This window comes from Streptomyces ortus (assembly GCF_026341275.1).
In the GTDB taxonomy this organism is placed as follows: Bacteria; Actinomycetota; Actinomycetes; order Streptomycetales; family Streptomycetaceae; genus Streptomyces; species Streptomyces ortus.
Genome location: NZ_JAIFZO010000002.1, coordinates 7615699 through 7640569, shown reverse-complemented (window position 1 = coordinate 7640569; position 24871 = coordinate 7615699). Strand labels below are relative to the sequence as shown.

Below are 24871 nucleotides of genomic sequence, written 5' to 3'. Positions count from 1 at the left end.
CCGACCTCACCCCCTCTCACACAGCAAGGACATGCTCATGCAGGACCAACCCGGCCTCCGTCGCAGAGGCTTTCTCACGGCCGCCTCCGGTGTCGGCGCCCTCGCCCTCGTCGGCTGCGGCGGCCCGGACGACTCCGGCGCCGGCTCCGGTGCCGCCGGCAAGGGAGGCGGAGGGAAGCCCCGGCGCGGCGGGCGGCTGCGGGCCGCCTTCGCGGGTGGCGGGGCGAGCGAGACGCTCGATCCGCATCTGGCCAACCTGTTCGCCGACGTGGCCCGCGCCAAGGCGCTCTTCGACAAGCTGGCCGACTACGGGGACGACCTGTCCGCCCGGCCCCGTCTGGCGTCCGGGTGGGAGCCGAACGCGGGACTCGACCGCTGGAAGGTCACCCTGCGCAAGGCCGACTTCCACGACGGGAGGCCCGTCACCGCCCAGGACGTCCTGTTCAGCTACCGCCGGATCGCCGACCCTGAGAAGGCGTTCCGCGCCAAGGCGTCCCTCGAACCCATCGATCTCCGGGCGAGCCGGGCCGTCGACGAGCGGACCGTGGAGTTCGTGCTCAAGCGGCCGACCGCCGAGTTCCCCAATGTGCTGGCCGCGTTCGGCGCGTACATCGTTCCCGACGGTTCCTCGGCGGCCGACTTCGACAAGAAGCCGGTCGGCTCGGGTCCGTTCCGCTTCGGGTCCTTCGCGCCCGGCCGCTCGGCGCTCTTCCGGCGCAACGACGACCACTGGGACGGTGCCCCGTACCTGGACGAGGTGGAGTTCGTCGTCGCCAACGAGGAGTCCGCGCGGGTCAACGCGCTGCTCGGCGGGCAGGTCGAGTACGCCCATGAGCTGAACCCGACGACCGCCCGCGCCCACGAGGGCGGGGGCCGGATCGAGATCGTACGGCTGCGGAACAGCGCCATGCAGGCCTTCGCCATGAAGACCGACCGGGCCCCCTTCGACGACGAACGGGTCCGCGAGGCGTTCTTCCTCATCGCCGACCGCCAGGAACTCGTCGACGGAGCGCTGTCCGGGGCAGGCGTGGTCGGCAACGACCTCTTCGGCAAGGGGTACGAGTACTACGCCGACGGGCTGCCCCAGCGCGAGCAGGACCTCGACCGGGCGCGCTCCCTGCTAAGGAAGGCGGGAGCCGAGAAGCTGAAGGTCACCCTGGACACCTCGGCGGTCGCGGCCGGGTTCACCGAGGCGGCGAGCATCTTCCGCGACCAGGCCGCGAAGGCCGGTGTCACCGTCGACGTCGCCATGGGCAGCAAGGACTCCTACTGGGCCGACATCCTCGACTCCGGGACCCTGTGCTGCTACCGCTCGGGAGCCATGCCCATCGAGGCGCACATCTCGCAGCGGCTCCTCACCGACTCCACCACCAATGCCACCAAGTGGCACCACAAGGACTTCGACGCGCTCTACCAGCAGGCGCAGGCCACGAAGGACACCCAGGAGCGCGCCGCCGTGTTCGGCCGGATGCAGCGCAGGCTGTACGCCGAGGGAGGCTTCCTGGTCTGGGGGTTCGCCGACTGGATCATCGGAACCGCCCGCACGGTGCGCGGAGTTGACCGCGAGGCGCCCGCCAACACGCTCGACTGGGCGCGGTTCGACAAGGTCTGGCTGGCGTGAGCGGCCTCGGTTCCTGGGCCGCCCGGCGGCTGCTGCTCGGCGGTGTGCAGGTCGTGGCCGTGGTGCTGCTGGTCTTCGCGCTCACCGAGGCGCTCCCCGGCGACGCGGCGGTGGCCCTCGCCGGGGACCAGCCCGATCCGGCGCGGATCGCCGCCATCCGGGAGGCGATGGACCTGGACCGGCCGGCGTACGAGCGGCTCGGCGACTGGGCGGTGGGGCTCCCGCACGCCGACTTCGGCACCTCCCTGGCATCCGGGCGGCCCGTCACCTCGTACCTCTCCGGTGCCTTCGGGCCGACGCTGCTGCTCGCCTCGGTCACCGTCGTGCTGTTGGTGCCGGTCGGGGTCGGACTCGGGGTGCTGGCCGCGCGGTTCGAGGGGCGGTTCGTGGACCGGCTGGTCAGCGCGGTGACTCTCGGAGTGTACGCGGTACCGGAGTTCGCGTTCGGGGTGCTGCTCGTGACGGTGTTCGCGCTGCGGCTCGACTGGCTGCCCCCGACGGCGGTCGGCTACGGCACGGACCTGCTCGCGCATCCGGCCGCCCTGCTCCTGCCGGTGCTCGTCCTGCTCTCCCGTCCGGTGTGCTCACTGTCCCGGCTGGTACGCGCCGGCATGATCGACGCGCTCGCCTCGCCGTACGTCGCCCATGCCCGGCGGTACGGGATTCCGGGCGCCCGGGTCCGGTACGCGCACGCCCTGCCGAACGCGGTCGCACCGGCCGCCCAGCAACTCGCCCGTACCGTCGACTGGTTGCTGTGCGGGGTGATCGTCGTGGAGGCCCTGTTCGTGATCCCCGGCCTGGGAACCGTGCTGATGAACGCCGTGGCCGAGCGGGACGTGCCCGTGGTGCAGGGTCTCGCGGTGGTCTTCGGGGTGATCACGGTGGTGCTGAACCTGGGGGCCGATCTCGTCGCCCACCGGTTCGCGCCGCGGGCGGAGGTGGCCGCGTGAGGCCCCCTCGGCTGAGGTTGCCGCCGACGCGATACGCGCTGGGAGCCGTCCTGATGGGTGTGCCGCTCGTCCTCGCCCTGTGCGGGCCGCTGGTGGCGGGCGGGGCCGGGCCGCGGGCCGCCTCGTTCACACTCGGCGACGGGCACTGGCTGGGCACGGACTTCGTGGGGCGTGACGTGTGGCGGCAGGTGCTGCTCGGCGGCCGGCCCGTGGTGGTGGTCGCGCTCACGGCGACGGCGCTGGCCTATCTGGTGGCGCTGCCGCTCGGGCTGATCGGCGCGCTGACGCACAGAACCTGGCTGGAGGAGACACTGATGCGGCCGTTGGACGTGCTGCTCGCCGTACCGTCCCTGCTGATGATCCTGCTGGTGGCCTCCGTGTTCTCACCCGGCGCCACCGGGCTCGCGCTGCTGGTGGCGCTCGTGAACATCCCGGACGCCGCACGAATCGTCCGGGCCGCCGCCGCCGACGTGGCCGCCCGGCCGGCGGTGGAGGCGCTGCGGATGCAGGGCGAGTCGTGGTGGCGTATCGCGGTCGGCCATGTCGGCAGGTCGATCCTGCGCCCGCTCGCCGCGGACGCGGGGGTACGACTGACGGGTGTCCTGTATCTGGTGGCCACGGCGGCGTTCCTGGGCATCGGGGTGGCGCCGGACGCGGCCGACTGGGCGGTGATGGTGGACCGCAACCGTACGGGGCTGTTCGTGCAGCCCTGGGCCGTCGTCGTGCCTGCGCTGCTGATCGTGGCACTGACCATGGGCTGCAATCTGCTCTGTGACGCGGCGCTCAGGGGCGCGCCACTCAGGAAGGGGCCGCGTTCATGAACGGGTCGAGGGGGTCGGACGAGCCCCTGGCGGTCGCGGTGCCGGTCGCGGAGATCGAGGGGCTGACCGTGGAGGTCGGTGGCAGACGCATCGTCGACGGTGTGAGCCTGCGGGTGCTGCCCGGGAGGGTGACCGCGCTGGTGGGGGCCTCCGGCAGCGGGAAGACGACCACGGGGCGTGCGCTGCTGGGCGAGTTCCCGCCGGGAGCGCGCGTCGGGGGTTCCGTACGGGTGGCGGAGGCGTTGGCCGGTTACGTTCCGCAGCATCCGGCGACGGTGCTGAATCCCGCGCGGCGGGTGGGCGCGCTGCTGCGCGATATCGCGCGGGCCCAGGTCCGCGGGCTGCCTCGCCGTGAGCGGGGCCCGGCGGCACGGGAGCGCGTCCTCCACGCTCTGGAGGCAGCGCAACTGGAGCGCGGTGCAGCACTGTTGCGCCGCTTCCCGCATCAGCTCTCGGGCGGTCAGCAGCAACGGCTGGTACTGGCCCAGGCGTTGCTGCTCGGCGCCCGGGTCGTCGTCGCGGACGAGCCCACCACGGGTCAGGACGCGCTCACCAAACGGCGGGTCGTGGCCGAGCTGGCGGCGGTGGCCGCGCGTGGAATCGGGGTGGTCCTGCTCAGCCACGACCTGGAGACGGTACGCGCGCTCGCCGACGAGGTACTGGTCATGCGGAACGGCAGGGTCGTGGAGTCGGGCCCGACGGAACGGGTGTGGCTGACTCCCCGCCATCCCTGGACACGTCAACTCCTCTCTGTGCGGGCGCCGTTGGCGGAACCCGCGCAGTCCGGCCCGCACCCGGAGGCCGTCCTGCGGGTCCAGGGACTCCGGGCCCGCCACCGCCCCGGAACCGAGGTGCTGCGCGTCCCGGAACTCACCGTGCACCCGGGCGAATGCCTTGCCGTGCTTGGCCGTTCGGGCAGCGGCAAGACGACGCTCGGCCGGTGTCTCGCCGGACTCCACCGCACCTACGAGGGAGAGGTGCTGCTCGACGGGGTCGCGCTCCCGCGCAGTCTGCGGGACCGGGGACGGGCCCGGCTGGCGGCCGTGCAGTACGTCTTCCAGGACGCCCGCGCCTCCTTCGACGAGCACCGGCCGGTCCTGGACCAGGTGGCCCGGACCGCCGTACGGCTCAGGGGTGTTCCGGCCCCGGACGCGCGGGCCGAGGCGTCGCGCACGCTCAACGGCCTCGGGCTGAGCGACGAGTCGGCGGCCCGCGCTCCCGCCCGGCTGTCCGGCGGCGAGCTCCAGCGGGCCGCGCTGGCCAGGGCGCTGCTCGCACGGCCGCGGGTCCTGGTGTGCGACGAGCTCACCTCCGGACTCGACACGGTCACCCGCCGGGCTCTCCTCGACCTGCTCGCCGGGCTGCTCCGCGACCGTGACGACCTCTCCCTCGTCCTCATCACCCACGACCTCGACACGGCCCGACTCGCGACCGGGATCGCGGTGCTGGACGGTGGAGAGGTGGTCGAACAGGGACCGGCGCGGGACGTCCTCACGGCACCCGCGCATCCCTTCACCGCGTCACTGGTCGAGTCGGCGGCAGAAGTCCACCTCCACGGGGTCCGCCACCACCCTCAGGCGGGGCACCCGTCCGACGAGGGTGAGTAGGTCCTCCCGTGCGGCGCCCGCGGGGACGCCGAAGCCGCCCAGCCAGTCCTCGGGCCGGGCGGCGTCCGTGTCGAGCGTCAGGGCGTAGCGGTAGCGGCCGGGGCGCTGGGGGGCGAAACGCGCGAACGTCATGAGGGGCAGGCAGCCGGGGCCCGAGGTCGGGTCCCACGACTCGCCCGGCATGAGTGCGCGCAGGTCCGCCGGGCGCAGCGGGCCGACGAGGGGGTCCTCGGCCGGTACGGGAACCGCCACGACGGTGCCGTACCCGGTCGCGTCCGCGCCCGCGCTCCGACCACCAGTGCCGCCAGTGCCGCCAGTGCCGCCAAAGTCCACGTGACCGTCACCGTCACTGTCGCTGTCGCCGGATCTCGTGACGGTCGGCCGGTAGCGGGGGAAGCGCAGTCCGTTCTCGGAGCCGTCGAGCACTCCCGCGACCCACAGCTCGCGGGTCCCGGTGTTGCGCAGTTCCACCCGTACGGCGGCCGGGTGGCCGAGGGGTTGGGGGCCCCGCGGCCCGTACAGGACGAGGTCGATCACGCGACGGATTCCTTCCGGTACCTGAACGTGTTCGTGCGGTCGTACCCCGGGGTCAGCCGCCGAACTCCTCGGTGAGCCGCGCCTTCGTGGAGTCGGCCTGGTCGCGTACCGCGTCCTTGACGTACGGCTTGTACGCGGGTGTGTCGAAGTGCCGGACCAGCCGGTCGAGCGTGGAGTTGGCCTCTTCGAGGTCGCCCTGGCGGGCGTAGGCGCAGGCGAGACGCCGTGCGGCCAGGTTGAGCGTCAGGTTGTCGACCCCCTTGCCCTGCTGCGAGACCTTCACGACCTGAGTGAGCTGCTCGATTCCGGACTTGGGGTCCGGCGGCCGTACGGTCAGTTCGGTCTTGTCCGGGCTCAGGCTCTTGAACTCGTGCTCGAAGTTGAGCCCCTTGGCGAGGCGCGCGTACACGGCGAAGGGGTGGGTGCCGTGTCGTTCGATGACCTCCTGGAGCGCGTCGTTGCCGGACCGCAGTGACGTCGGAGCCGCGCAGGGCGAGGATCTTGCCCTGTTCCTCGCCCATCATCAGCTCGGCGAGCCGGAGGTCGTCCTGACCGACCGGGTGCCGTACGTCGATCCGCAGCACCGGCGAGACGATCCGGGACCCGTCGGAGGCCAGGTAGGCGGCGCGCAGCTGGTAGGTGCCCGGCTGCTGGAAGTAGTGCCCGTCGCGGCCGTAGCCGATGTAGGCGCTGCTGTAGATCGCGGGCCGTCCGGCGTCCAGGCGGACGGTCTGGTCCTGGTCGACGCAGCGCCGCAGCAGCGGCCGGTAGAGCACGGTGCGTCCGGAGGGCTGCCGGATGGCGACGCTGACGAGTTCGTCGTCAGGGTGGAGGTGGTTGTGCGTGGAACGGCCGCGCAGGTCGGTCGTCTCCAGCTTCAGCTCCACGACCACCGGTTCGCCGAAGGAGAGGCCGCTCTTGTCGGCGCGCAGGCCGAGGCGCAGACCCGACTCGTCGGTGAGGGGTTCGTCGAAGAGTTCCGGTTCGATGTCGGCGGCGCCCGTGGCGAACGCGTTGGCGCCCATGATGACGTTCCGGTAGGAGCCGTGCCGCAGGTGCAGCTGCTCGTTGTCGGTGAACTGGAAGGGGAAGGCGCCCCAGAAGGCGGCGGCCCCGCCGTTGCCGTTCAACGGCTGGTAGCTCTGCGGGTAGTTCATCCAGGACAGGTCCGCGAAGCCGTTGTTGCCGCCGAGCGGGGCCGGCGGCGTGGCCAGGTTCTTCTGCCAGGAGTGCAGCAGGTTGAAGGCGTGGCCGATCTCATGGACGTACGTGCGCAGCATGGCGCGTTGCTCTTCGGGTCCCGCGCCCTGGATCAGGTCGTAGAAGACCGCGCAGCCCTGTCGCTGGAAGGAGTCGGCGGCGTCGAACATGATGCCGCGCACTCTCGCCATGCCTTCGTAGCTGCCGGCGACCAGCAGCCACAGTTTCCATTGCGGGGCGTTGCGCCAGAGGCTGAAGTTGGTCTCCATGGCGCCGTGCAGCTCGGTGTTGGTCCAGCCGTTCTGGCTGTTGGCGATGACGTTGGCGGTGCCGGAGACCAGCAGTTCGATACCGGCCTCGGCGTAGGCGCGCGGCACGGAGAGGATCCGGGCGGGGCTGTTGGCGGGCTGCGGAAGCGAGCCGGTGTCGTACGAGAGGAAGGGCACGGCCCCGGCCACGGAGTCCTGCTCCCACTCGACGGTGCGGAAGTACGGCGAGACGTACGGGCAGATGTAGGTGGCGCCCAACTGGTGCGGCGGGCGCAGGAATTCGACGGTCGCGGCGCCCGGCCGCTGGTTCGTCCTGCTGCGCGGGACGGTGACCCGCACGAGCGTGTACGCGGTCTGCCAGGTGTAGATGGCGGTTCCCCTGATGACGACCTGGGTCGCGGTACGGGAGACGGTGGGCGCGTCCACGACGAACGAGCCGAAGTACGCCTGCGTACCGCCGCCCGTGCTGAAGAAATCGCCGCTGACCTTGCGCAGGACCTTCGGGCCGCCGGGGACGCTGTCGACGTCCACGCGCAGGATCAGTTCGTAGCCGCCGCTGGTGCCGCGGTAGCGGCCACGGGTGGGGCGGTGGGCCGGGAGGGCGGCACCTGACTCGTCGCGCGCGGCCGGTCCATCGGCGGACCGGCGCTGCTCCGCCGCGCGTTCCGTGCCGTCCGCCGCGGCGCGTTCCGTCGCGCCCGCTCCGGTGTCGTACTCGCCCGGGACACCCTCCTGACCGCTCTCCCACTCCTCGGGGAAGGAGGTGTCGGCCAGGGGTGTCGCCGAGAAGTCGGCGGTCCCCGTTGTCGGGTCTCCACTGGCTGTTGACATGGCGACAAGCCCTCCGTTCGCTCGACGCGCCGTGCAACGTGCAACGGGCGACGGGCGGCGTCCGCGCGACGCCACCCCGGGTCCCGACCGGCCGGAAGGACTGGTGCGAGCACGTTGGCACCGTGCTCCCACCACGTCAACGATCCTTTCCGTTGTCCAGCAGAAATACGACCGTCCCGCGGAAATGCGACGGTCGGTACCGAATCCGGCCCACTCCCGCGAGGACGGAGATCCACGATGCTCTTCAGCCCGTTCGACGCCAAGCACGCTTCCCTGGTGGCAGGTTGGCCGGTCACGGCGGCGGAGGCGCTGATGTGGTGCGGACTGCGGGAGTTCCCGGTGACGGAGCGGACGGTCACGGCGTGGCAGCGCGAGCAGGACGTGACGGCTTACGTCCTGCTGGCGCACGAACAGCCCGTCGCGTACGGGGAGTTGTGGCCGGACGCCGAGGAGGACGAGGTCGAACTGGCGCGGATCATCGTGGCTCCCGGGGCGCGCGGGCGGGGCCTCGGCCGCCGACTGGTCCGGGACCTGCTCGCGGAGGCCCGGCGGACGGGTCTCTCGGAGAGCTGCATGCGGGTCCACCCGCACAACACCGCCGCCCTGCGCTGCTACCGCGGGGCGGGCTTCGAACCGGTCGACGCGACGTCGGCCGCGGCCTGGAACGCGGGCCAGCCGGTCGACTACACCTGGCTGCGCCACGGGCACGCCTGAACGCCGGGCGCGGGGGCCGTTCGAGGTGGCCCCGTGGCGCCGGAATGTTGGGCCGGTCGAGGGAATTCTGACGCCGTATCAGCGGTGCGGCGCATTTCGCGGTTCCGAATGTGAAAGGGAGTCGGGTGCACAACCGATTTGTACGACAATCATTCCGCTCGGAGGACTTCGTATGCCCGCCTCACCGCTCACCCGCTCCGCCGGCTTCCGCACCGGCGCCACGGCCCTCACCACCGTCGCCCTCGCCGGCGCCGCCCTCCTCGGGGCACCGGCCGCCCAGGCCGCCCCCGACAGCGGTGACGTCAAGATCCACTCGGAGACGACGTCCCCGACCGACCAGCGCGACGAGACGAAGGTCTGCAAGTTCTACCTGGCCGCCTTCAACTTCGAGGGTGTCGGTGTCACGGGGATCACCTACATCATCGAGCCACAGCCGGCCGCCTCGGCCGCCGCCACGCTCAACGGCACCCTCAACCTCCCCATCGGCACCGGCTACACGGACACGCTCGCGCTGCCCGACGGCAACTACAAGCTCACCTGGAAGCCCGTCGGCGGAGCGGGAGCGGGCAAGGAGAAGCAGTTCAAGGTCGACTGCAAGCCGGCGGCGAAGCCGGACGCCAAGCCGCAGACTCCCAGTGGCGCGGTGCCCGCGGGCGGCGGCGGTCTCGCCGAGACGCCGACCGTGTCGGCGGTCGCCGCGGCCGGAGCGGTGGGCCTGGTCGGCGTGTCCGGCCTCGTCTACTTCCGGCAGCTGCGCCGCCGGTCCGACGGTGCCGCGTAGGCGCGCGCCCAGGCCCTGGTACCGCACGCGTGCCTACCGCCTGACGAGAACCGCGGTTCTGGCGTTCTCGCTGGTGATGGGCGGCATTTGGTGGTCCGAGGACGACGGCCGGCCCGCTGGGCCGGTCGCCGCCCCGGCGGTGGAACTCGGGACGCGAAGGCGTCCCCGGGTCCGCCCGCCGCCGCGGCACCGGAGCCCCGGCGCACCCCGGCTCCCGTACGACCCCCGTCACCCTCCCGTCAAGCCACCCCTCCGCCCCCGCGACCCCCGTCGCCCCCACCAACCCAGGTCGTCCCAACCGGCCCAACCGGCTCAGCCACCTCGGCCACCGCGGGCAACCGGGCCGGCCCAGCCCCCCAGGGCGCCCCAACCGCCGCGGAGACCGCAGCAGCCGCAGCCCCTCTCCCGTTCCAAACCCACCAGCCTGCGCATCCCGTCCCTCCGCCTGGAGGCCCCGCTCATCGGACTGGGCCTGGACCGGCGTCACCAGCTCACCACTCCCCCGGCGGACAAGCCCAGACTGGCGGGCTGGTACGAGGGCGGGCCGGCACCGGGCGAGGCGGGCACCTCCGTGGTGGTCGGCCATCTGGACACCCGTACCGGACCCGCCGTCTTCGCCGGCCTGAGCACGCTGAAACCCGGCCGGCTCGTCGAGGCCCTGCGCGCCGACGGACGTACGGCCGTCTACACGGTCGACGCCGTCCGCATGTACGAGAAGGCGCACTTCCCCACCCAGGAGGTGTACGGCGCGCGGAAACGTCCGGAGCTGCGGCTGATCACCTGCGGAGGCGTGTACGACCGGCGGTCCGGCTACAAGAGCAACGTCGTGGTCTTCGCCCATCTGACGAAGACCGTGGCACCCTCGCGCCATGCCTAAGGGCTGTCCCGTAACTCCCGGTGGATCAGCGTGCGGCGTCAGATGCGGTGCATCGCGAGGCGCCGGGTCGCCCTCATACCGGGTGTATTCGGGCGATCCGGCAACGCCGCGAGGTGCCGTAGCTGTCGTCGTGCGCCCGCCGGGAGTTACGGGACAGCCCATAGGGCTGTACGACACTTCCGTACCCCGCCCCGTCATTGGTCGCGGCGGTTTACGGAGGCCACCGCGACGAACGCCGCGGCCACGGCCCAGACCGCGTAGACGGTCCACGCCCCGTCGGTCGTCCAGGGATGCGCGTCCGGCTGATGGCCGACGGCCGTCAGCCGGTTCCACGCGGCGGCAGGCGCGGCCGGGTTCCTCGTCAAGGACATGGCGCTGGAGGACATCCTCGCCGCGATCCGGGTGGTCGCGACCGGGGACGGGCTGCTCGCGCCCGGTGTCACCCGCCGTCTCATCAGGGACTTCGCCGACCGCCCGGTGCCCGCGACCCCGAACGCGGCCCCCTCCGGCCGGACGGTCGTCGGCATCACCGGCCGGGAGCGTGAAGTCCTCGCGCTCATCGGCGGCGGGCTGTCCAACACCGAGATCGCCGAGCGGCTCTCCATCAGCGTCGCCACCGCCAAGACCTATGTGTCCCGGCTCCTGACCAAGCTGGACGCCCGGGACCGGGTACGGCTCGTGATCATCGCGTACGAGGCGGGGCTGGTGGAGTCGGGCCGCTGAGCGACCGCAGCCAGTCGGTCAGGAGCCGGTTGACCTCCTCGGGGCGTTCCTGCTGGACCCAGTGCCCCGACCCCTCGACGAGGTGGGAGGTGACCAGGCCGGGGAGCGTGCCGGGGAACGCCTCGATCGCGTCGGCCAACCAGGCGATGGACGCGTCGAGTTCACCCGCGACGAACAGCGACGGCTGGGTGAGGGGGGCGCCGTCGAAATCGGCGAGATCCGCCCAGTCCCGGTCCATGCTGCGGTAGCGGTTCAGCGCTCCGGTGAAGCCCGTCCGCTCGAACTCGGCCGCGCAGTGGTCGAGTTCGGCGTCCGTCAGCCAGGTCGGGCGGTCCTTCACGAACCGGTCCGAGAGCCTGCCGCCCTTCGGGACGAAGAAGACCGCGCCCGATCCGGTGCCCTCCCCCGACGCCGGCATCGTGTCGCCGGCCAGCGTCGCGTAGAAGCCGGCGAGCCAGCCCCGTACGTCCGGTTCGATCTCCGCCTCCGCCCGGCCCGGCTCCTGGAAGTAACCGACATAGAACTCCTCGTCCCCGCCGATCATGGCGAAGGCGTCGGTCGGCTTCATACCGCCCCGGGGCGCGTATGGCACCCCTAGCAGTCCGACAGCGGTGAAGACGTCGGGCCTGAGCAGCGCGGAGTCGGCGGCGATGGTCGAGCCCCAGTCGTGGCCGACGATCACGGCGGTCTCCTCGCCGAGCGCGTGGACGACCGCCACGTTGTCCTCGACGTGGGCCCCGATCCGGTACTCCTCCACCGCGTCGGGCGTCGAGGAGCGCCCGTATCCGCGTACGTCGATGGCCACCGCCCGGTAACCCGCCGCGGCGAGTGCGGGGAGCTGGTGGCGCCACGAGTGCCAGAGTTCGGGAAAACCGTGGACCAGCAGGACCAGCGGGCCTTTGCCCTGCTCGACCAGGTGGATCCGGCCACCGGGGACGTCGACCGTCCGGTGGGTGGCGCCCGCCGGGGTGAACGGACTGGCTTCCTGCGACATACGTCCTCCTTGCGCCGACTTCCGCGACCGCCCAGCAGCTGGGCTGTCGGACGGGGCCGAGCCGCCGAACACGCTCAGCCCTCTGCCGCCGATCATGGGGGTGCTCCCGCCGGGCGGCGAGAGACCTTGCCGTTTCGGCAAAACGTGTCGCGCGGCACGATCCGGACGACCGGCTGGTTCACGCCGACCGCGAACGGCCGGGCGGCTCGGTGAACCGGACCGCGCGACGGCACGTACTGAAGGAGGGCGTTCACCTCGCGGGTACGTCCGCAACAGAAGTGACACTGTGTCAGGACAGTCGCACGGGAGCCGTGGATGAGGCATGCACGACGGAATGTTCAGCGAATCGCACGGTTCGCCGCCATCGGCGGGCTGGCCTGCGGAGGGCTGATGGTCACGCAGGCCATGGCGAGCGAGACCTCGTCGGACGGCACGCAGACTCCCGATGCCGAGACCCGGGCCGCCCGCACGGGACAGGAACTGGTCTCCGAACTGGGCACCTCGCGTACGGCGGGCAGCTGGATCGACGCCAAGGGGCGCCCGGTCGTCGCGGTCACCGACGAGAAGGCCGCGGCGGACGTACGCGAGGGCGGTGCCGTGGCCAAGGTGGTCCGCTACACCATGCGGGACCTGAAGTCCGCCGCCGAGGCGCTGAAGGACGCGCCCAAGGTGGCCGGCACCTCCTGGGCGATGGACTACGCGACCAATCAGGTGGTGGTCCGCGCCGACACCACCGTCTCCAAGGCCGAGTGGGCCCGGTTGACCGCGGTCGCCGAGGACATCGGCGCCTCCGTGCGCATGGAGCGGACCAAGGGCACGTTCACCCCCCGGCTGAACGGCGCCGACGCGCTCTTCGCGGGCTCCGGACGCTGTTCGGCGGGCTTCAACGTGACCGACGGGAAGACCAATTTCATCCTCACGGCCGGTCACTGCGGGCCCGTGGGAACCTCGTGGTTCTCCGACCAGCAGGGCGCCGAGTCGGTCGGCTCCACCGTCTCCGGCTCGTTCCCCGGCGGTGACTTCTCCCTCGTGCAGTACAACGCGGGCACCGCCCTGAACGGCGCCGACATCGTGACGGTCGGCAACGGCCAGGGGGTACGGATCATCGGAGCGGCCGATCCGGCCGTCGGCCAGAAGGTCTTCCGCAGCGGCAGCACGACCGGCCTCCAGTCGGGCCAGGTGACCGGCCTGAACGCGACGGTGAACTACCCGCAGGGCACGGTCACCGGGCTCATCGAGACCACGGTGTGCGCCGAACCGGGCGACAGCGGCGGCCCGATGTTCGCCGACGGACTGGCCATGGGCGTCACCTCGGGCGGCAGCGGGGACTGCCAGGCCGGCGGTACGACGTTCTTCCAGCCGGTCACCAAGGCGCTGACCTCGCTCGGTGTGAAGCTGGCACTCGATCCCGCGGCGGCGGCGCAGGCCACCCCCTCGTCCGGTGCCAGTGGCGGCACGGGCGACGACGCGGCGGCGGTACCGCCCGCCACGTCCTCGACCGCTCCCGGCGCCGCCCTGCCCGGTGCCATGGGGCCGGCGGGCACGGCTCCCCAGGGGCAGACCGACAACGCCGCCTCGGCGCTGGAACGGCTCGGGGAGTACCGCAACCTCGGCCCCGGGCTGTTCGTCATCGCGGGGAGCCTGCTCGCGCTGGTGGCCCTGCGGATCCGTTCGGAACGGGGCCGCAAGCGCTACCGCAACCAGTACTCGCAGAGCTGGGGCTGACACCCGCCCCGCGGGCGGCGGGCACGGACGGTTTACTGGGGACATGACGCGCCCCAGTCAGGACACCGGCCGAGCCCCCACCGACGCCGAGACCGCCCCCTCCACCCCTGCCCCTGTGGTGGTCGGCACGCCGGGCTCCTTCGCCCGCAGCGTGCTGGACGAGCGGCACCCGGCCCTCATCGAGCGCGTCCGACGGGCCACCCCGTACCCGCCCGGGCACCGGCGCGCACTGGACGCCCTCCTCGACGAGATCACCAAGGGGACCGTCGAGCCGCTGGGCCCTGCCGAGCCGGGCGGGAACCTCTGGCGGGACGAGCCCTACTACGGGCAGCGCTGGGCGGACGTGCCGTTCCTCTGGGCGGAGAGCTTCTTCTACCGCAAACTCCTCGCCGCGCTGAGGCACTTCACACCTGGCGCCTGGCTGGGCATCGATCCCTTCGCCCCCTTCAAGAACGCCGAACTGGCGGGGTCCGAGGTCGACGACGAGCTGGCCGCCCTCGACCGCCTCCCCCACCTGGCGCCGGACGAGCAGGACCGTACGCTCCTGCTCTCCTCCCTCTGGGGCAACCGGGCCGACCTCGGCTTCCAACTGTCGGCGGGAGAAGCGGGGTTGGGCGACCGGGTCCAGGGACTCGTGGTCGACGACTCGGACGCGCTGTGGGACATCCTCGCGGCCGAAAAGCCGGGAGAGCCCGATGGACCCGGCAAGGTCTGCCTCGTCGCCGACAACGCCGGTCCCGAACTGCTCCCCGACCTGGTCCTCGCCGAACACCTGCTGGCCACCGGCCGGGCGGCGTCCGTGGTCCTGCACCTCAAGCCGTACCCGTACTACGTCTCCGACGCCACCACCACCGACACGCTCGCCTGTCTCGACCGGCTGACCGGAGCGTCCGGCCGTGCGGCGGCGGTCGGCGAACGGCTGCGGGACGCTGTCGGCGACGGGCGGCTGATCCTGCGCAGCCACCCGTTCTCCTGCGCTCCGCATTCCTACGACCGGATGCCCGCCGACCTCCGGGAGGACTTCGCGTCCGCCACGCTCACCGTCATGAAGGGCGACCTCAACTACCGCCGCCTGGTGGGTGACCGGCACTGGCCGGCCACCACGCCGTTCACCGAGGCCACCGCGTACTTCCCCGGTCCGGTGGCGGCCCTGCGGACGCTCAAGTGCGACGTCGTGACCGGGCTGACTCACGCCACCCTGGCGGAACTGGACGCGGGCACGGAGTCCTGGCGCACCAGCGGAACACACGCCCTCATCCAGGTCAGCCCCTGACCCAGGTCAGGACATGGCCGCCCGCCCGGGCCGGCCGGGCGGGAGTGTGCGCTCACGAGCGGGAGAGGGCGGTTCCCGTTGGTGCGGGGTACCGGGAGCGCTCTCCCGGGCAACGCATACCATCACGGGGATGAGCAGCCGGGCACCCCAGCGAGCGCGCCGCGTCACCCGCGGCGCGGCGCCGTGTCCTGCCCTGACCGTGCTGCTCGGCGTCCTGCTCGCCGTGCTGGTGGCCAGCCTGGGGTACGTACCGGCGCACGGGCGGACCGCCCCGGCCGCCGTCCCGGTGATCACCGTCTCCGTCCCGCACGAACGGCTGGCCTCCCCCGCCCAGCACGACCAGTGCTGTGGTCTGCCCACGCACGAGGCGCGGGCCGTGCTGCCGGTGGGTGCCCATCCCCTGCCCGCGGTGGCGCCCCGGATGCCCGTCGTGGCGCCCGCGCGTCAGGCGGCGCGCGTGCCCGTGCTCCCGCCCGTCCGCGGAGCCCCCGACCTCCATGTCCTCCAGGTGCAGCGGATCTAGACCGGCGTCCGTTCGACGACGTCCGTTTCGACCCTCACCCATCGCCGCCCGCCCGGACGATCCGGCGTGGCGGGGACAAGGAACGCATTCCCATGAGCAGAACCAGCAAGAAGTCGGCCGCCACGGCCCGCAAGGCGCGTATCGAGGAGATGCGCCGCGCCGAGAAGGCCCGCGAGCGCCGCAACCGCGTCCTGACCGTCTCGGTCTGCGCGGCCATCGTCGTCGGGCTCGTCGGCTTCGGCGCGTACTACGTCGACCGGGCGAACGACAAGGACGAACAGCAGCAGGCGGCGGCGAAGAAGCCGGTCAAGGGCGAGAAGTCCTGGAACGCGAAGAAGCTGACCCAGAACCATGTCTCGAAGTCCGTGTCGTACCCGATGAACCCGCCGGTCGGCGGCGACCACAACCAGGCGTGGATGACCTGTGACGGCGCGGTCTACACGAAGGCGATACCGAACGAGAACGCGGTGCACTCGCTGGAGCACGGCGCGGTCTGGATCACGTACAACGACAAGGCGGCGGACGCCGATGTGAAGACGCTCGCCGAGAAGGTCGGCAAGACGCCCTACACGCTGATGAGTCCGGTCGCCGACCAGGCCGGGGCCCTCATGCTGTCGGCCTGGGGCAAGCAGCTGACCGTCGACAAGGCGTCCGACCCGCGGGTCCAGCAGTTCCTCACGAAGTACGTGCAGGGCCCGCAGACCCCCGAGCCGGGAGCCGCCTGCACCAACGGCATCGACGCGGCCTGACACACGCGCCGGATCCCGGGCGCCGACGGCGCCCGGGCGTCCGCGGTACCCGGCGCCGGGGCGCCAGAGGGGCGGCGGCACTCAACTCGCTTGCCGCGCAAGCCGATCCGACCACCCCGGCTCGTTTCACCGCCTACCGGCCGACCGCGTACCCGTGCCCGGACGACCTGGCCCATCCGGGCGACGTGTACCGGCCCTGACCCGTACCGCCCGGCGTGGGAACCGTCCGGGCCGCCGGGCGTTCCGCATCCTCTCCTCGACACCCGCGAACGGCACCCGGCCGCTCGCCGCCCCGACGAGGAGGACGATTACGTGCCGGTCCGACCCAGCTTCCGCAGGACGCCTTTGCTGTTGACCGCGGCGGCCGTACTGGCCGTCACGGGCTGGACCGCCGTGGGAGCACCGGCGGGCGCGGCACCCCGACACCGGGCGCCGGAGCCGCCACCCGCGGCGACCGCCACGACCGTCTGCTCCCCCGCGGGCACCCTGAAGGGTCCGGGCGGCCAGCGGGCCGTCGTCGGTCTCTGCGCGAACGGCGGAGGCGCGGGAACGTCGCTGTCGGCCCCGGCCACCTGCCGGCGCGGCGGCACCACCGTCCGGTACGCCTGTCTGACCTCGGGGACCTGGACCCTGCGGCGGGACGGCCGGACCGTCGCCACGGGCCCGCTGCCCGGCGGCCGGGAGACCCCGGAACCGGGCACGTACGAGGTCAGCGGCACGGTGCGGGTGCGCTCGTCGCCCGCCGGTGTCGACCTGCGGGGGACGGTCCGCGCCACGCTCACCCTCACGGACCCGAAGCCCGTCGCCACCCACCGCATCGAGGTCGACCGGCACACGCTGCGTCCGCGCTCGACGGCCACGCTGACGTACACCGTCGCGCGTGACAGTGACGCGGGGGACGGGAGCGCCCGGTTCGGGCTCATCGGGGAGGAGGCCTCGGGAGTGGAGCTGACCACCTCCGACGCCCGCTGCGTGAATCCGCTCACCGGACGCCATCCGTCGACGGCCCGCAGCATGTACGCGCTGGACTGCGCCCTGACCGACCTGCAGCCGGGGCGGCCCTCCACGGTGGTCGTCCACGCCAGACTCGCGGACGCCTGCACGAGCGTCGTCTCGAAGCTGGGGTACTGGATGCCGCGGGGCCAGAGCCCCTACACCGGCGGGATGCTGGCGGGACCCACGGTCACCTGCGACTGAACGGGCCGGTCCCGTGGAGGGGACCTGCCCGTTCGGCGGCGATGGGGTACGCCCCCGTCGCCTGTGGTCGTTCGACCGCGGTGCCAGGACCGCGGTGTCCGGAACCGCGGTGTCAGGACCGCGGCGGATTCTCGTCCCGACCCGACCCGAACTGGTCCTTCAACCTGTCCTGGGCGCTGTCGACCTGACCGCTGTACTTGCCCCCGGTCTTGCCGTCGACGTAGTCACCGGCCTTGTCCACACCCTTGCTCGTCTGGTCCGGGTGGCCCTTTAGCATGCCCTTGATCTTGTCCATAACGGACATGAGTCATCCTCCTGATCGGTTCACCCCTACGTATCAAGGGTCACCGCAGGTGCCGGGTTTCGCATCCGGGGCGCAAACAGCCAGGTCGGGGGCGGGTCAGCAGGGGGTCCGGGGCCGCTACTGGGCCTCTGTACGGCACTCCGGGTGGCCCCAGCCGTCGGGGTTCTTCGCGATGGTCTCGCCCGCCGCATACGTACGGCCGCAGCGGCACCGGCCGGGGAACTTGGCCTTGAGCGTGCGCGAGGAGGAGGCGGCGGACGACGAGGAGGCGCGCTTCTTCGCGGAGGCCTCCTTCGATGCCGGCTTCGGTGCCGCCTTCTTGGCCGCCGGGGACTTCGGCGGCTCCGGAGAGCCCTGCTCACTGCCCGCCGGCTGCTGGACGAACGCGGCCTGGCTCGCCGCCCGGTCCGCGAAGTCGTTGAGCGGGTCGCCGTCGACCTGGTGCGCGGGCACGTACCGGAACTCCACCGAGCGGCCGTCGAGCAACTCGTCGATGCGCACGACGAGTTCCTGGTTGGCCACGGGCTTGCCCGCGGCCGTCTTCCAGCCCTTGCGCTTCCAGCCCGGGAGCCAGGTGGTGACCGCCTTCATGGCGTACTGGGAGTCCATCCGGATCTCCAGCGGCACAGCCGGGTCCACGGCCGCCAACAGCCGCTCCAGTGCCGTCAGTTCGGCGACGTTGTTGGTCGCGGTGCCGAGCGGCCCCGCCTCCCACTCGGTGGGGGTTCCCGTGCCGTCCCCGACGACCCAGGCCCAGCCTGCGGGGCCCGGGTTTCCCTTCGACGCCCCATCACATGCGGCGATCACGCGTTCAGCCATGGGCCCGATCATGCCAGGGGTGCGTTCCCCAAAGGTGCAGTGGGTTGGGTGCGTGTGTATGTGCGGGTGCGTCGTGGCCGGCGGCAGGTCGTGCGTCGCGGGGTGTGGGCTATGTTGAGGCACAGTGGGACACGAAGGAGGCGCACCGGTGCCATCGCCGCAGCAGGCCCGCGCGCAGGCATCTGCGATCAGTTCGGGGAAACCGGCCACGGAGGCGGAGGCAGCGCCCACGACCCGGCTGCGGGACCTGTTCGACGGCCCCCGGCTCTCCCCCGGTCAGCGGCGTATCGCCCAGTACCTGATCGAGCACATCACCGACGCGGCCTTCCTGTCGATCACGGATCTCGCCGAGCGCGTGGGCGTGAGCCAGCCCTCGGTGACCCGCTTCGCGACGGCGGTGGGCTTCAGCGGCTACCCGGCCCTGCGGGAACGCCTCCAGTCGATCGCGCTCAGCAAGCTCGCCGGTTCGCCCGACGCCGCCGAGGAGGCCCGGCCCAACGAACTGCAGGCCGCCGTCGACGCGGAGATCGACAACCTGGAGAACCTGCGGCGCGACTTCGCCGACCCGGAACAGGTCATCGAGACGGGACGCGCGCTGTCGCGGTCCGCTCCGCTCACCGTCCTAGGGCTGCGGATCTCCGGTTCACTGGCCGAATACTTCGCGTACGCCGCCCGGCGCATCCACCCCGACGTCCGGCTGGTGACGCGGGGCGGGAGCGTCGCCTACGACGCCCTGCTGCAGTCGCGCGAGGCGGGCGGCACCTGGGTGCTGGCCTTCACCATGCCCCGGCACGCGCAGGAGACCCTGACGGCCGTGCGGGTCGCCCGGCGGGCCGGTCTGCGCGTCGCCCTGGTGACCGATCTGGGGCTGGGGCCGCTGGCCGAGGAGGCCGACGTCGTCTTCGCGACCGGTACCGGCGCGCGGCTCGTCTTCGACTCGTACGCCGCGCCCGCCGTGCTGTCCGCGGCGCTGCTGCAGGCCATGACCGACGCCGATCCCGAGCGGACACAGGCCCGGCTGGAGGACTACGAGCAGGTCGCGGACGAGCACGTCTTCTTCCTCAAGGACTGAGCTGCGCGGCCCTTTCCGGCCCTTCTCCTGCATATGACGACAGCATCACGCAAGGCGAAATTCAGTCGCACAGGCACATGAATTTTTACATACCCTTGCTTACCAGACGGTATATATGAATACTTCTCGCTGATCGGGCTCCGGTGGGGTCCCGGTCGCCCGGGAGTGCGGCGCACCCGCCTCGCACCGCCCCCGGGCGCAGGAAACGGGCACCGCTCACGCACGCCCGTGGCGGCCCCGGTCAATCCCCTGGGCCGGGGCCGCCAAGAACGACCAGAACCGCCCGCCGGCCACCTCGGAAGCGATCCCCATGTCCCTGACGTACTCCCCCATCAGCACGGACTGGCCCTGTCAGGTCAAGACGCCCGGCAACCGCGACTGGGAGCGGTCGGCCGCGAGATGGCTGCGCGAGCTGGTGCCGGCCCGCTACGCCAGCTACCCGCTGCTGATCCGTCAGCCCGTGCTCCTCGCCCGCCACGCGCAGATCCAGCTCCAGCAGGAGATCCGGGTCGTGCGCACCGCACTGCACAGCGCGCGGGCCGAGCTGCCGGCCCTGGGGATGCCCGAGTCCGTGATCGAGCACACGATCAAGCTGTACGCGGCCGAGCTGACGCAGTTGAACCACATCGCCCGGGGCGTCCGCGTGATCACCCAGGCGCTGGTGGAGAACCACACCCCCCGCCACGGCCACTGAACCGGCCGCTCAGTGGCGCGGAGCACGATGGCACTCAGTTCCCCTTTCGGAGCACACCGAGTGCCATGGGGCTCTCGTGCGGTGCTAGGTTCCCCACCATGAGCGAGGCATCCCGTCCCGACCAGGCGTCCGACGCGAGCGGTCCGAGGCCGCCGATGCGGGAGTCCCTCGTGGCGGCGGCGTTCCAGCTGTTCGTGGAGCGGGGGTACGAGCAGACCACCGTCGACGACATCGTGGCCCTCGCGGGTGTCGGACGCCGGTCCTTCTTCCGGTACTTCCCGTCCAAGGAGGACGTGGTCTTCCCCGACCACGAGGGCTGCCTGACGCGGATGACCGCCTTCCTCGACGAGAGCGGCCCCGGTCACGAGCCCGTGGAGCGCGTCTGCGACGCCGCACGCCTGGTGCTGCGCATGTACGCCGAGAACCCGGCGTTCTCCGTGCAGCGCTACCGCCTCACCCGCAAGGTGCCGGGGCTGCGGACGTACGAACTCTCGGTGGTCTGGCGGTACGAGCGGGCGCTGGCCGACTATCTGCGCGGACGCTTCTCGGGACGGCCCGACGGGACTCTGCGGGCCGACGTCATCGCGGCGGCCGTGGTCGCCGCGCACAACAACGGGCTGCGGTCCTGGCTGCGTTCGGACGGCCGCGGCGACGCGAGTGCCGAGGTGGATCACGCACTCGCCCACGTCCTGGGGATCTTCGGGCCGGAGCGGGCTACGGACGGCCCGACCCGGGGGCCGGGAGCGGGCGGAGACGACGACGTGGTCGTCGTCGTCTCCCGGCGCGGTGCCCCGCTGTGGCGGGTCGTCCAGGAGTTGGAGACCACGCTCGGCCGCGATCCTGCCTGATTGTCCCGGCGATTGAGGGAACTGAGTGCCTTTACGCGTGGCACTGCGTGCCATATCCTGAGGCCGTGCGCGGCGCTGCGCCGCGCATCTTCGGATTCCGGCCAGGCGCAGGGAGATGACATCGTGTTCCACCGAGGAAGCGGGACCACGACAGGCCTACTCGACCCGGAGACGGCGACGGGGACGGCGACGGAAGCAGGAGCGGCGACCGGGACGGCGACGAGCGCGGGGGCCGCCGAGGACGGGCTCCTGTACCTGCGCTGCCGCTGGTGCGGTACCAGTTCGTTCCAACGACTGCTCTGTCCGGTCTGCGCGGGCAGCGACCTGCGGACGGAACGCAGCGCGGGCCTCGGCGTCATCCGCCACGCGACCGTCGTACAGCGCAACACCCCCGGCGCGCGCAATGTCTCGCTCGTGGAGATGGCGGAGGGGTTCACGGTCCGGGGCCGTGTCTCGGGACCGCTCGTCGCGATCCGCACCGGCGACCGGGTCCAGCTCACCACGTCGGCGGACCCGGTGCGCCGCGAGCCGGTGTTCAAGCTGTGCGAGGAGCCGTTCTCCGGACCGCGCCACGGGTCCTACGCCGGCTGGCGCTGAGGCAGTGCGCGGCGGCGCGGGGGACACTGGGCGGGACGCATGTCCACGGAAAAGAGCCCGGAGGAACCCATGCACGCCCAGGATGTTCTGGTCGAAGCCTACGGACGCATCAAGGACGAGGTGCACGCCGCCGTCGTCGGCCTCTCCCCCGACGAGCTCAACGCCCGGCCCGGCGGCACGGCCAACTCGATCACGTGGCTGGTCTGGCACCTCACCCGTGTCCAGGACGACCACGTCGCCGATGCCTTCAGCCTGAAGCAGGTCTGGCTGACGGGCGGCTGGGCGGAGCGTTTCGCGCTGCCCCTGGCCGAGGACGACACGGGCTACGGCCACGACGCACGACAGGTCGCCGAGGTCCGGGTGGACTCGGGCGACCTCCTGACCGGCTACTACGACGCCGTGCACGAGCAGACCCTGCGGGCACTGCGCGACCTGCGCGCCGAGGACCTGGACCGCATCGTCGACGAGAACTGGACCCCGGCCGTCACCCTGGGCGCCCGCCTGGTCAGCGTGGTCTCCGACGACCTACAGCACGTGGGTCAGGCCGCCTACGCACGAGGGCTGACAGCCCAAGGCTGAGCGCCGCCCGCCCCACCGCCCGCGCTGTGATGTACGCCTCAGAGGCAACCCCGCCGCCGCGATCCTCGTCCTGATCTCCAACGAGGTGGCGCGGCGGCGCCGGTGAACCGAGCACACCAGGACAACGGTCCGGGGCGGAGAACCGGGGTGGAAGCCGGGGCACTATACACAGCATGTATACGCACTGTGTATAGATGTGGTCGATTTCGACCTGTGTACGGGCGGGCCGGGCCGCGTCCACCTCACCCGGCGGACCGAAAGGCATCCATGTACGGCAAGGCATTCGCGCCCGAGTACCAAGGCGCGCTCACCACCCTGTCCGTGAACTCCTCACTGGTCGACGTACTGGCCGCGGGCACCGAGCAGTTGCGGGCGGCCGAGCGGGCCGGGGCACGGTCGGAGGCCGCCCGCTCGGGCCTCGCGGTCGCGGAGGCGCACCGGCGGCTCGGGCAGGTGGGCGAAGCCGACCTGGCGTGGAAGGCGAGTTACCGCGCGGCCCGCGAGGCGAAGGACACGGCCGCGATGGCGTGGGCGCTGTGGAGCGGTGGCACACTGGCCCGCCAGCGCGGGGCGCTCCCGCTGGCCTGGCGGCTGCTGGGCCTCGCGGCCGAACTCGGCGAGCGGGGCGGCGACGTGGTCGTACGGGGCTATTCACTGGCGGGGATGGCGGAGACCGGCCGTATCCAGGGCGACTACGCGGCGGTCGGCGCGCTCCACGAGCAGTTGCTGGCGGAGGCGCGCAAACGCGGCGAGGCGCGGCACACGGTGTGGGCGCTCGAAGGGATAGCGCAGATGCACCGCAACACCGGTTCGTACGACACGGCGTACGCGATGTTCGAGGAGGCGGCGGAGATCGCCGGCCGGGCGGACGACCGGCGTGGGCGCGCGTGGGCGCTGCGCGGGCTCGCCGACATCGTGTCCGTGCGTGACGGGGACGCCGACCGGGCGCTCGGTCTGCTCGCCGAGGCCGAGGTGACGTGCCGCGAGATGAACCTGTCCAGCGCGCTCGCGTACAACCACAAGATGCGCGGCAACGTCCTGTACCGCGCCGGGCGTTACGCCCAGGCCCGCGACCTCTACGAGCAGGCCCTGGCGGAGTTCCGGGCGATGGGCGAGCCCCGCGGGGAGGCGCTCTCCCGGCTCGGCCTGGCCAAGTCCCTGGCCCGCCTGGGCCGCCCCCTGCACGAGACGGCGGCCGAACTGGCGGACCTGGCACAGGTGCTGGACCGAATCGGCCTCCGCCACGCCCACCGAATGGTCTCCCGGGCCCAGACGGAACTGGGCATCACCCCCACCACCCCTGAAGCCCCTGAAGCCCCTGAACCCGACACCGGGCCCAGGGCCAGTGCCGAAGCCGGGGCCGACGCCGTGCCCGTGCCCGTGCCCATGCCCATGCCCGACCGTGCCGACGTCGGGAGCCGGCGATGACCACGATGTCCTCCGCTCTCTCCCCCTCCCGGCCCGCCCCAAGGGCACACGCGGACGAGCGCGCGTCCCGTCTGCTGGAGCACAGCCGCAGCCTCGTACGCCCCGCGCTGGCCGAGGCGATCGCGCGGCTGCATCCCTGGGTGGGCGAGATGGCCGCCTACTCCCTCGGCTGGTGCGAGCCCGGCGGCGCGCCCGTGGCCGCGCCCGCGGGTGGCAAGGGTCTGCGGCAGGCCCTCGCCGTGCTGGGCGCGGAGGCGGCCGGCGCCCCGCGGAGCGCCGGCGTGACCGCGGCCGTCGCCGTGGAACTGGTGCACACCTTCTCGCTGCTCCACGACGACATCATGGACGGCGACCCGACCCGGCGCGGGCGCCCCACGGCCTGGAAGGCGTACGGCACAGGCCCGGCCGTCCTCGCGGGCGACGCGCTGTTCGCCCTCGCCGTGGAGACCCTCGCCGCCACCCCGGGAACCGGCGCCCCAGGCACCGACATCCCCTCGGCCGTACGCCACCTGTCCACCGCGCTCAACGACCTCGTCCGCGGCCAGGCCGACGACCTGCTCTTCGAGAGCCGCCCCTGGACCGGCCCGGAGGCGGTCCGCCCGGACGAGTACCGCGCGATGGCCGAGCACAAGACCGGCGCCCTGCTGGGCTGCGCGACCGCCCTCGGCGCCGTGCTCGCCGGCGCCCCTCGCGAGACGGTCGCCGCGCTCGACCGCGCGGGCCGCCATCTGGGCCTCGCCTTCCAGGTGGTCGACGATCTCCTGGGCATCTGGGGCGATCCCGCCGTGACGGGCAAGCCGGTCCACGCGGACCTGCTCCGGGGCAAGAAGACGTTCCCTGTCCTGGCCGCCCTCGGCACGCCGGCCGGCCGCCCGCTCGCCCGTCTCCTCGACTCCGCCGGCTCCCTCGGCGCGGCGGACGCCCGCCGCGCCGCCGCCCTGATCGAGGACGCCGGCGGACGTGGGGCCGCGACGGCGGAGGCCCGCCGGCACATCGCCGCCGTCGAAGCCTGTCTCGACGGTCTTCCCCGGACCGTCCGTACCGGTCGCACGGTCCGGACCACCGACGACCTGCGAGCCCTTCTCGCCCATCTCGTACACCGCGAGATGTGACCGACCCCGCACCGCTCCCGTGCCTG

Annotated in this window: 25 protein-coding genes and 1 pseudogene; 20 read left to right on the top strand and 6 right to left on the bottom strand. The window is 72.4% G+C overall.

Translation table 11 applies throughout. The annotated features are described in order from the left end of the window. Positions 1–37 precede the first annotated feature (37 nt). Genes K3769_RS36425 through K3769_RS36410 form a run of 4 tightly spaced genes read left to right on the top strand, consistent with a single transcriptional unit; the run spans position 38 to position 4999 of the window. Positions 38–1621, top strand: coding sequence for an ABC transporter substrate-binding protein (locus K3769_RS36425; protein ID WP_267030484.1), 1584 nt, complete (start codon positions 38–40; stop codon positions 1619–1621). Beyond that, entirely contained in the window at positions 1618–2571 is a 954-nt protein-coding gene (locus K3769_RS36420; protein ID WP_267030483.1) for an ABC transporter permease, read from the top strand. Before K3769_RS36425 ends, K3769_RS36420 begins: the two co-directional genes overlap by 4 nt. A 53-nt stretch (positions 2572–2624) precedes the next feature. Continuing rightward, positions 2625–3392: an ABC transporter permease gene (locus K3769_RS36415; protein WP_267031700.1), complete on the top strand. Its 768-nt coding sequence runs from the start codon at positions 2625–2627 to the stop codon at positions 3390–3392. Further along, positions 3389–4999 carry an ABC transporter ATP-binding protein gene (locus K3769_RS36410; RefSeq protein WP_267030482.1) on the top strand — a complete coding sequence of 537 codons (1611 nt, stop codon included), beginning with the start codon at positions 3389–3391 and terminating at the stop codon, positions 4997–4999. The genes K3769_RS36415 and K3769_RS36410 overlap by 4 nt, the downstream gene beginning before the upstream one ends. Here the strand turns inward: K3769_RS36410 and K3769_RS36405 are convergent. After that, the gene (locus tag K3769_RS36405) at positions 4913–5536 is read right to left on the bottom strand and encodes a hypothetical protein (RefSeq protein ID WP_267030481.1); all 624 of its coding nucleotides are present in this window, start codon (positions 5534–5536) and stop codon (positions 4913–4915) included. The two genes, K3769_RS36410 and K3769_RS36405, sit on opposite strands and share 87 nt — an antisense overlap. After that, on the bottom strand, positions 5533–7836 hold the full coding sequence (locus K3769_RS36400) for a zinc metalloprotease (RefSeq protein ID WP_267030480.1): 2304 nt from the start codon (positions 7834–7836) through the stop codon (positions 5533–5535). Before K3769_RS36400 ends, K3769_RS36405 begins: the two co-directional genes overlap by 4 nt. A gap of 237 nt (positions 7837–8073) precedes the next feature. Between K3769_RS36400 and K3769_RS36395 the strand changes: the two genes are divergently transcribed. The 3 genes from K3769_RS36395 to K3769_RS36385 all read left to right on the top strand — a co-directional run bounded on the left by K3769_RS36395 (position 8074) and on the right by K3769_RS36385 (position 10208). Next, positions 8074–8550: a GNAT family N-acetyltransferase gene (locus tag K3769_RS36395; protein WP_267030479.1), complete on the top strand. Its 477-nt coding sequence runs from the start codon at positions 8074–8076 to the stop codon at positions 8548–8550. 172 nt (positions 8551–8722) lie between these two features. Further along, the gene (locus tag K3769_RS36390; RefSeq protein ID WP_267030478.1) at positions 8723–9331 is read left to right on the top strand and encodes a hypothetical protein; all 609 of its coding nucleotides are present in this window, start codon (positions 8723–8725) and stop codon (positions 9329–9331) included. 58 nt (positions 9332–9389) lie between these two features. Beyond that, positions 9390–10208 (top strand): class F sortase, encoded by an 819-nt coding sequence (locus tag K3769_RS36385; RefSeq protein WP_493660841.1) that lies wholly within the window; start codon positions 9390–9392, stop codon positions 10206–10208. A gap of 194 nt (positions 10209–10402) precedes the next feature. On the opposite strand, the gene K3769_RS36380 is transcribed toward K3769_RS36385, so the two are convergent. Next, a complete protein-coding gene (locus tag K3769_RS36380) occupies positions 10403–10579 on the bottom strand; it encodes a hypothetical protein (RefSeq protein ID WP_267030477.1) in 177 nt (58 codons plus the stop codon). Between K3769_RS36380 and K3769_RS36375 the strand changes: the two are divergent. Continuing rightward, positions 10548–10931: pseudogene (locus K3769_RS36375) on the top strand (response regulator transcription factor); the annotation flags it as partial. The gene K3769_RS36380 and the pseudogene K3769_RS36375 overlap by 32 nt on opposite strands. Here the strand turns inward: K3769_RS36375 and K3769_RS36370 are convergent. Beyond that, positions 10891–11925, bottom strand: coding sequence for an alpha/beta fold hydrolase (locus K3769_RS36370; RefSeq protein ID WP_267030476.1), 1035 nt, complete (start codon positions 11923–11925; stop codon positions 10891–10893). The pseudogene K3769_RS36375 and the gene K3769_RS36370 sit on opposite strands and share 41 nt — an antisense overlap. A 315-nt stretch (positions 11926–12240) precedes the next feature. On the opposite strand from K3769_RS36370, the gene K3769_RS36365 reads away from it, so the two are divergent. The 5 genes from K3769_RS36365 (at position 12241) to K3769_RS36345 (ending at position 17392) form a co-directional block, all read left to right on the top strand. Beyond that, positions 12241–13650, top strand: coding sequence for a S1 family peptidase (locus K3769_RS36365; protein WP_267030475.1), 1410 nt, complete (start codon positions 12241–12243; stop codon positions 13648–13650). Between the two features lie 43 nt (positions 13651–13693). Next, positions 13694–14923, top strand: coding sequence for a damage-control phosphatase ARMT1 family protein (locus K3769_RS36360; protein WP_267030474.1), 1230 nt, complete (start codon positions 13694–13696; stop codon positions 14921–14923). 130 nt (positions 14924–15053) lie between these two features. Beyond that, the gene (locus K3769_RS36355) at positions 15054–15446 is read left to right on the top strand and encodes a hypothetical protein (protein ID WP_267030473.1); all 393 of its coding nucleotides are present in this window, start codon (positions 15054–15056) and stop codon (positions 15444–15446) included. Between the two features lie 92 nt (positions 15447–15538). Beyond that, complete coding sequence (locus tag K3769_RS36350; RefSeq protein WP_267030472.1) at positions 15539–16195, top strand: thioredoxin-like domain-containing protein; 657 nt, start codon at positions 15539–15541, stop codon at positions 16193–16195. A 312-nt stretch (positions 16196–16507) separates the two neighbouring features. Further along, positions 16508–17392 (top strand): hypothetical protein, encoded by an 885-nt coding sequence (locus K3769_RS36345; protein WP_267030471.1) that lies wholly within the window; start codon positions 16508–16510, stop codon positions 17390–17392. 112 nt (positions 17393–17504) lie between these two features. Here K3769_RS36345 and K3769_RS36340 read toward each other — a convergent pair whose 3' ends face one another. Together K3769_RS36340 and K3769_RS36335 are read right to left on the bottom strand one after the other, a co-directional pair. Continuing rightward, positions 17505–17696 (bottom strand): antitoxin, encoded by a 192-nt coding sequence (locus K3769_RS36340; RefSeq protein WP_267030470.1) that lies wholly within the window; start codon positions 17694–17696, stop codon positions 17505–17507. A gap of 117 nt (positions 17697–17813) precedes the next feature. Further along, on the bottom strand, positions 17814–18527 hold the full coding sequence (locus K3769_RS36335; protein WP_267030469.1) for a ribonuclease H family protein: 714 nt from the start codon (positions 18525–18527) through the stop codon (positions 17814–17816). 136 nt (positions 18528–18663) lie between these two features. Here K3769_RS36335 and K3769_RS36330 point away from each other — a divergent pair, with 136 nt between their 5' ends. From K3769_RS36330 to K3769_RS36300, 7 genes are all read left to right on the top strand, one after another. After that, complete coding sequence (locus tag K3769_RS36330; protein ID WP_267030468.1) at positions 18664–19587, top strand: MurR/RpiR family transcriptional regulator; 924 nt, start codon at positions 18664–18666, stop codon at positions 19585–19587. 310 nt (positions 19588–19897) lie between these two features. Next, a complete protein-coding gene (locus tag K3769_RS36325; protein WP_267030467.1) occupies positions 19898–20281 on the top strand; it encodes a hypothetical protein in 384 nt (127 codons plus the stop codon). Positions 20282–20379: 98 nt separating this feature from the next. Next, a complete protein-coding gene (locus tag K3769_RS36320; RefSeq protein ID WP_372515109.1) occupies positions 20380–21129 on the top strand; it encodes a TetR family transcriptional regulator in 750 nt (249 codons plus the stop codon). 123 nt (positions 21130–21252) lie between these two features. Then, complete coding sequence (locus K3769_RS36315) at positions 21253–21726, top strand: Zn-ribbon domain-containing OB-fold protein (protein ID WP_372515108.1); 474 nt, start codon at positions 21253–21255, stop codon at positions 21724–21726. Positions 21727–21795: 69 nt separating this feature from the next. Continuing rightward, positions 21796–22305 (top strand): mycothiol transferase, encoded by a 510-nt coding sequence (locus K3769_RS36310; protein WP_267030466.1) that lies wholly within the window; start codon positions 21796–21798, stop codon positions 22303–22305. Positions 22306–22572: 267 nt separating this feature from the next. Continuing rightward, entirely contained in the window at positions 22573–23733 is a 1161-nt protein-coding gene (locus K3769_RS36305) for a tetratricopeptide repeat protein (RefSeq protein ID WP_267030465.1), read from the top strand. Continuing rightward, on the top strand, positions 23730–24845 hold the full coding sequence (locus K3769_RS36300; protein ID WP_372515107.1) for a polyprenyl synthetase family protein: 1116 nt from the start codon (positions 23730–23732) through the stop codon (positions 24843–24845). The genes K3769_RS36305 and K3769_RS36300 overlap by 4 nt, the downstream gene beginning before the upstream one ends. Positions 24846–24871: the final 26 nt, after the last annotated feature.

What these genes read in the sequence shown, in the direction of transcription:
- K3769_RS36425 (WP_267030484.1), top strand. Translation starts at nt 38, where the DNA reads ATGCAGGACCAACCCGGCCTCCGTCGCAGAGGCTTTCTCACGGCCGCC.
- K3769_RS36415 (WP_267031700.1), top strand. Translation starts at nt 2,625, where the DNA reads ATGGGTGTGCCGCTCGTCCTCGCCCTGTGCGGGCCGCTGGTGGCGGGC.
- K3769_RS36410 (WP_267030482.1), top strand. Translation starts at nt 3,389, where the DNA reads ATGAACGGGTCGAGGGGGTCGGACGAGCCCCTGGCGGTCGCGGTGCCG.
- K3769_RS36400 (WP_267030480.1), bottom strand. Translation starts at nt 7,836, where the DNA reads ATGTCAACAGCCAGTGGAGACCCGACAACGGGGACCGCCGACTTCTCG.
- K3769_RS36395 (WP_267030479.1), top strand. Translation starts at nt 8,074, where the DNA reads ATGCTCTTCAGCCCGTTCGACGCCAAGCACGCTTCCCTGGTGGCAGGT.
- K3769_RS36390 (WP_267030478.1), top strand. Translation starts at nt 8,723, where the DNA reads ATGCCCGCCTCACCGCTCACCCGCTCCGCCGGCTTCCGCACCGGCGCC.
- K3769_RS36380 (WP_267030477.1), bottom strand. Translation starts at nt 10,579, where the DNA reads ATGTCCTTGACGAGGAACCCGGCCGCGCCTGCCGCCGCGTGGAACCGG.
- K3769_RS36370 (WP_267030476.1), bottom strand. Translation starts at nt 11,925, where the DNA reads ATGTCGCAGGAAGCCAGTCCGTTCACCCCGGCGGGCGCCACCCACCGG.
- K3769_RS36365 (WP_267030475.1), top strand. Translation starts at nt 12,241, where the DNA reads ATGAGGCATGCACGACGGAATGTTCAGCGAATCGCACGGTTCGCCGCC.
- K3769_RS36360 (WP_267030474.1), top strand. Translation starts at nt 13,694, where the DNA reads ATGACGCGCCCCAGTCAGGACACCGGCCGAGCCCCCACCGACGCCGAG.
- K3769_RS36355 (WP_267030473.1), top strand. Translation starts at nt 15,054, where the DNA reads ATGAGCAGCCGGGCACCCCAGCGAGCGCGCCGCGTCACCCGCGGCGCG.
- K3769_RS36350 (WP_267030472.1), top strand. Translation starts at nt 15,539, where the DNA reads ATGAGCAGAACCAGCAAGAAGTCGGCCGCCACGGCCCGCAAGGCGCGT.
- K3769_RS36340 (WP_267030470.1), bottom strand. Translation starts at nt 17,696, where the DNA reads ATGTCCGTTATGGACAAGATCAAGGGCATGCTAAAGGGCCACCCGGAC.
- K3769_RS36335 (WP_267030469.1), bottom strand. Translation starts at nt 18,527, where the DNA reads ATGATCGGGCCCATGGCTGAACGCGTGATCGCCGCATGTGATGGGGCG.
- K3769_RS36325 (WP_267030467.1), top strand. Translation starts at nt 19,898, where the DNA reads ATGTCCCTGACGTACTCCCCCATCAGCACGGACTGGCCCTGTCAGGTC.
- K3769_RS36320 (WP_372515109.1), top strand. Translation starts at nt 20,380, where the DNA reads ATGAGCGAGGCATCCCGTCCCGACCAGGCGTCCGACGCGAGCGGTCCG.
- K3769_RS36310 (WP_267030466.1), top strand. Translation starts at nt 21,796, where the DNA reads ATGCACGCCCAGGATGTTCTGGTCGAAGCCTACGGACGCATCAAGGAC.
- K3769_RS36305 (WP_267030465.1), top strand. Translation starts at nt 22,573, where the DNA reads ATGTACGGCAAGGCATTCGCGCCCGAGTACCAAGGCGCGCTCACCACC.
- K3769_RS36300 (WP_372515107.1), top strand. Translation starts at nt 23,730, where the DNA reads ATGACCACGATGTCCTCCGCTCTCTCCCCCTCCCGGCCCGCCCCAAGG.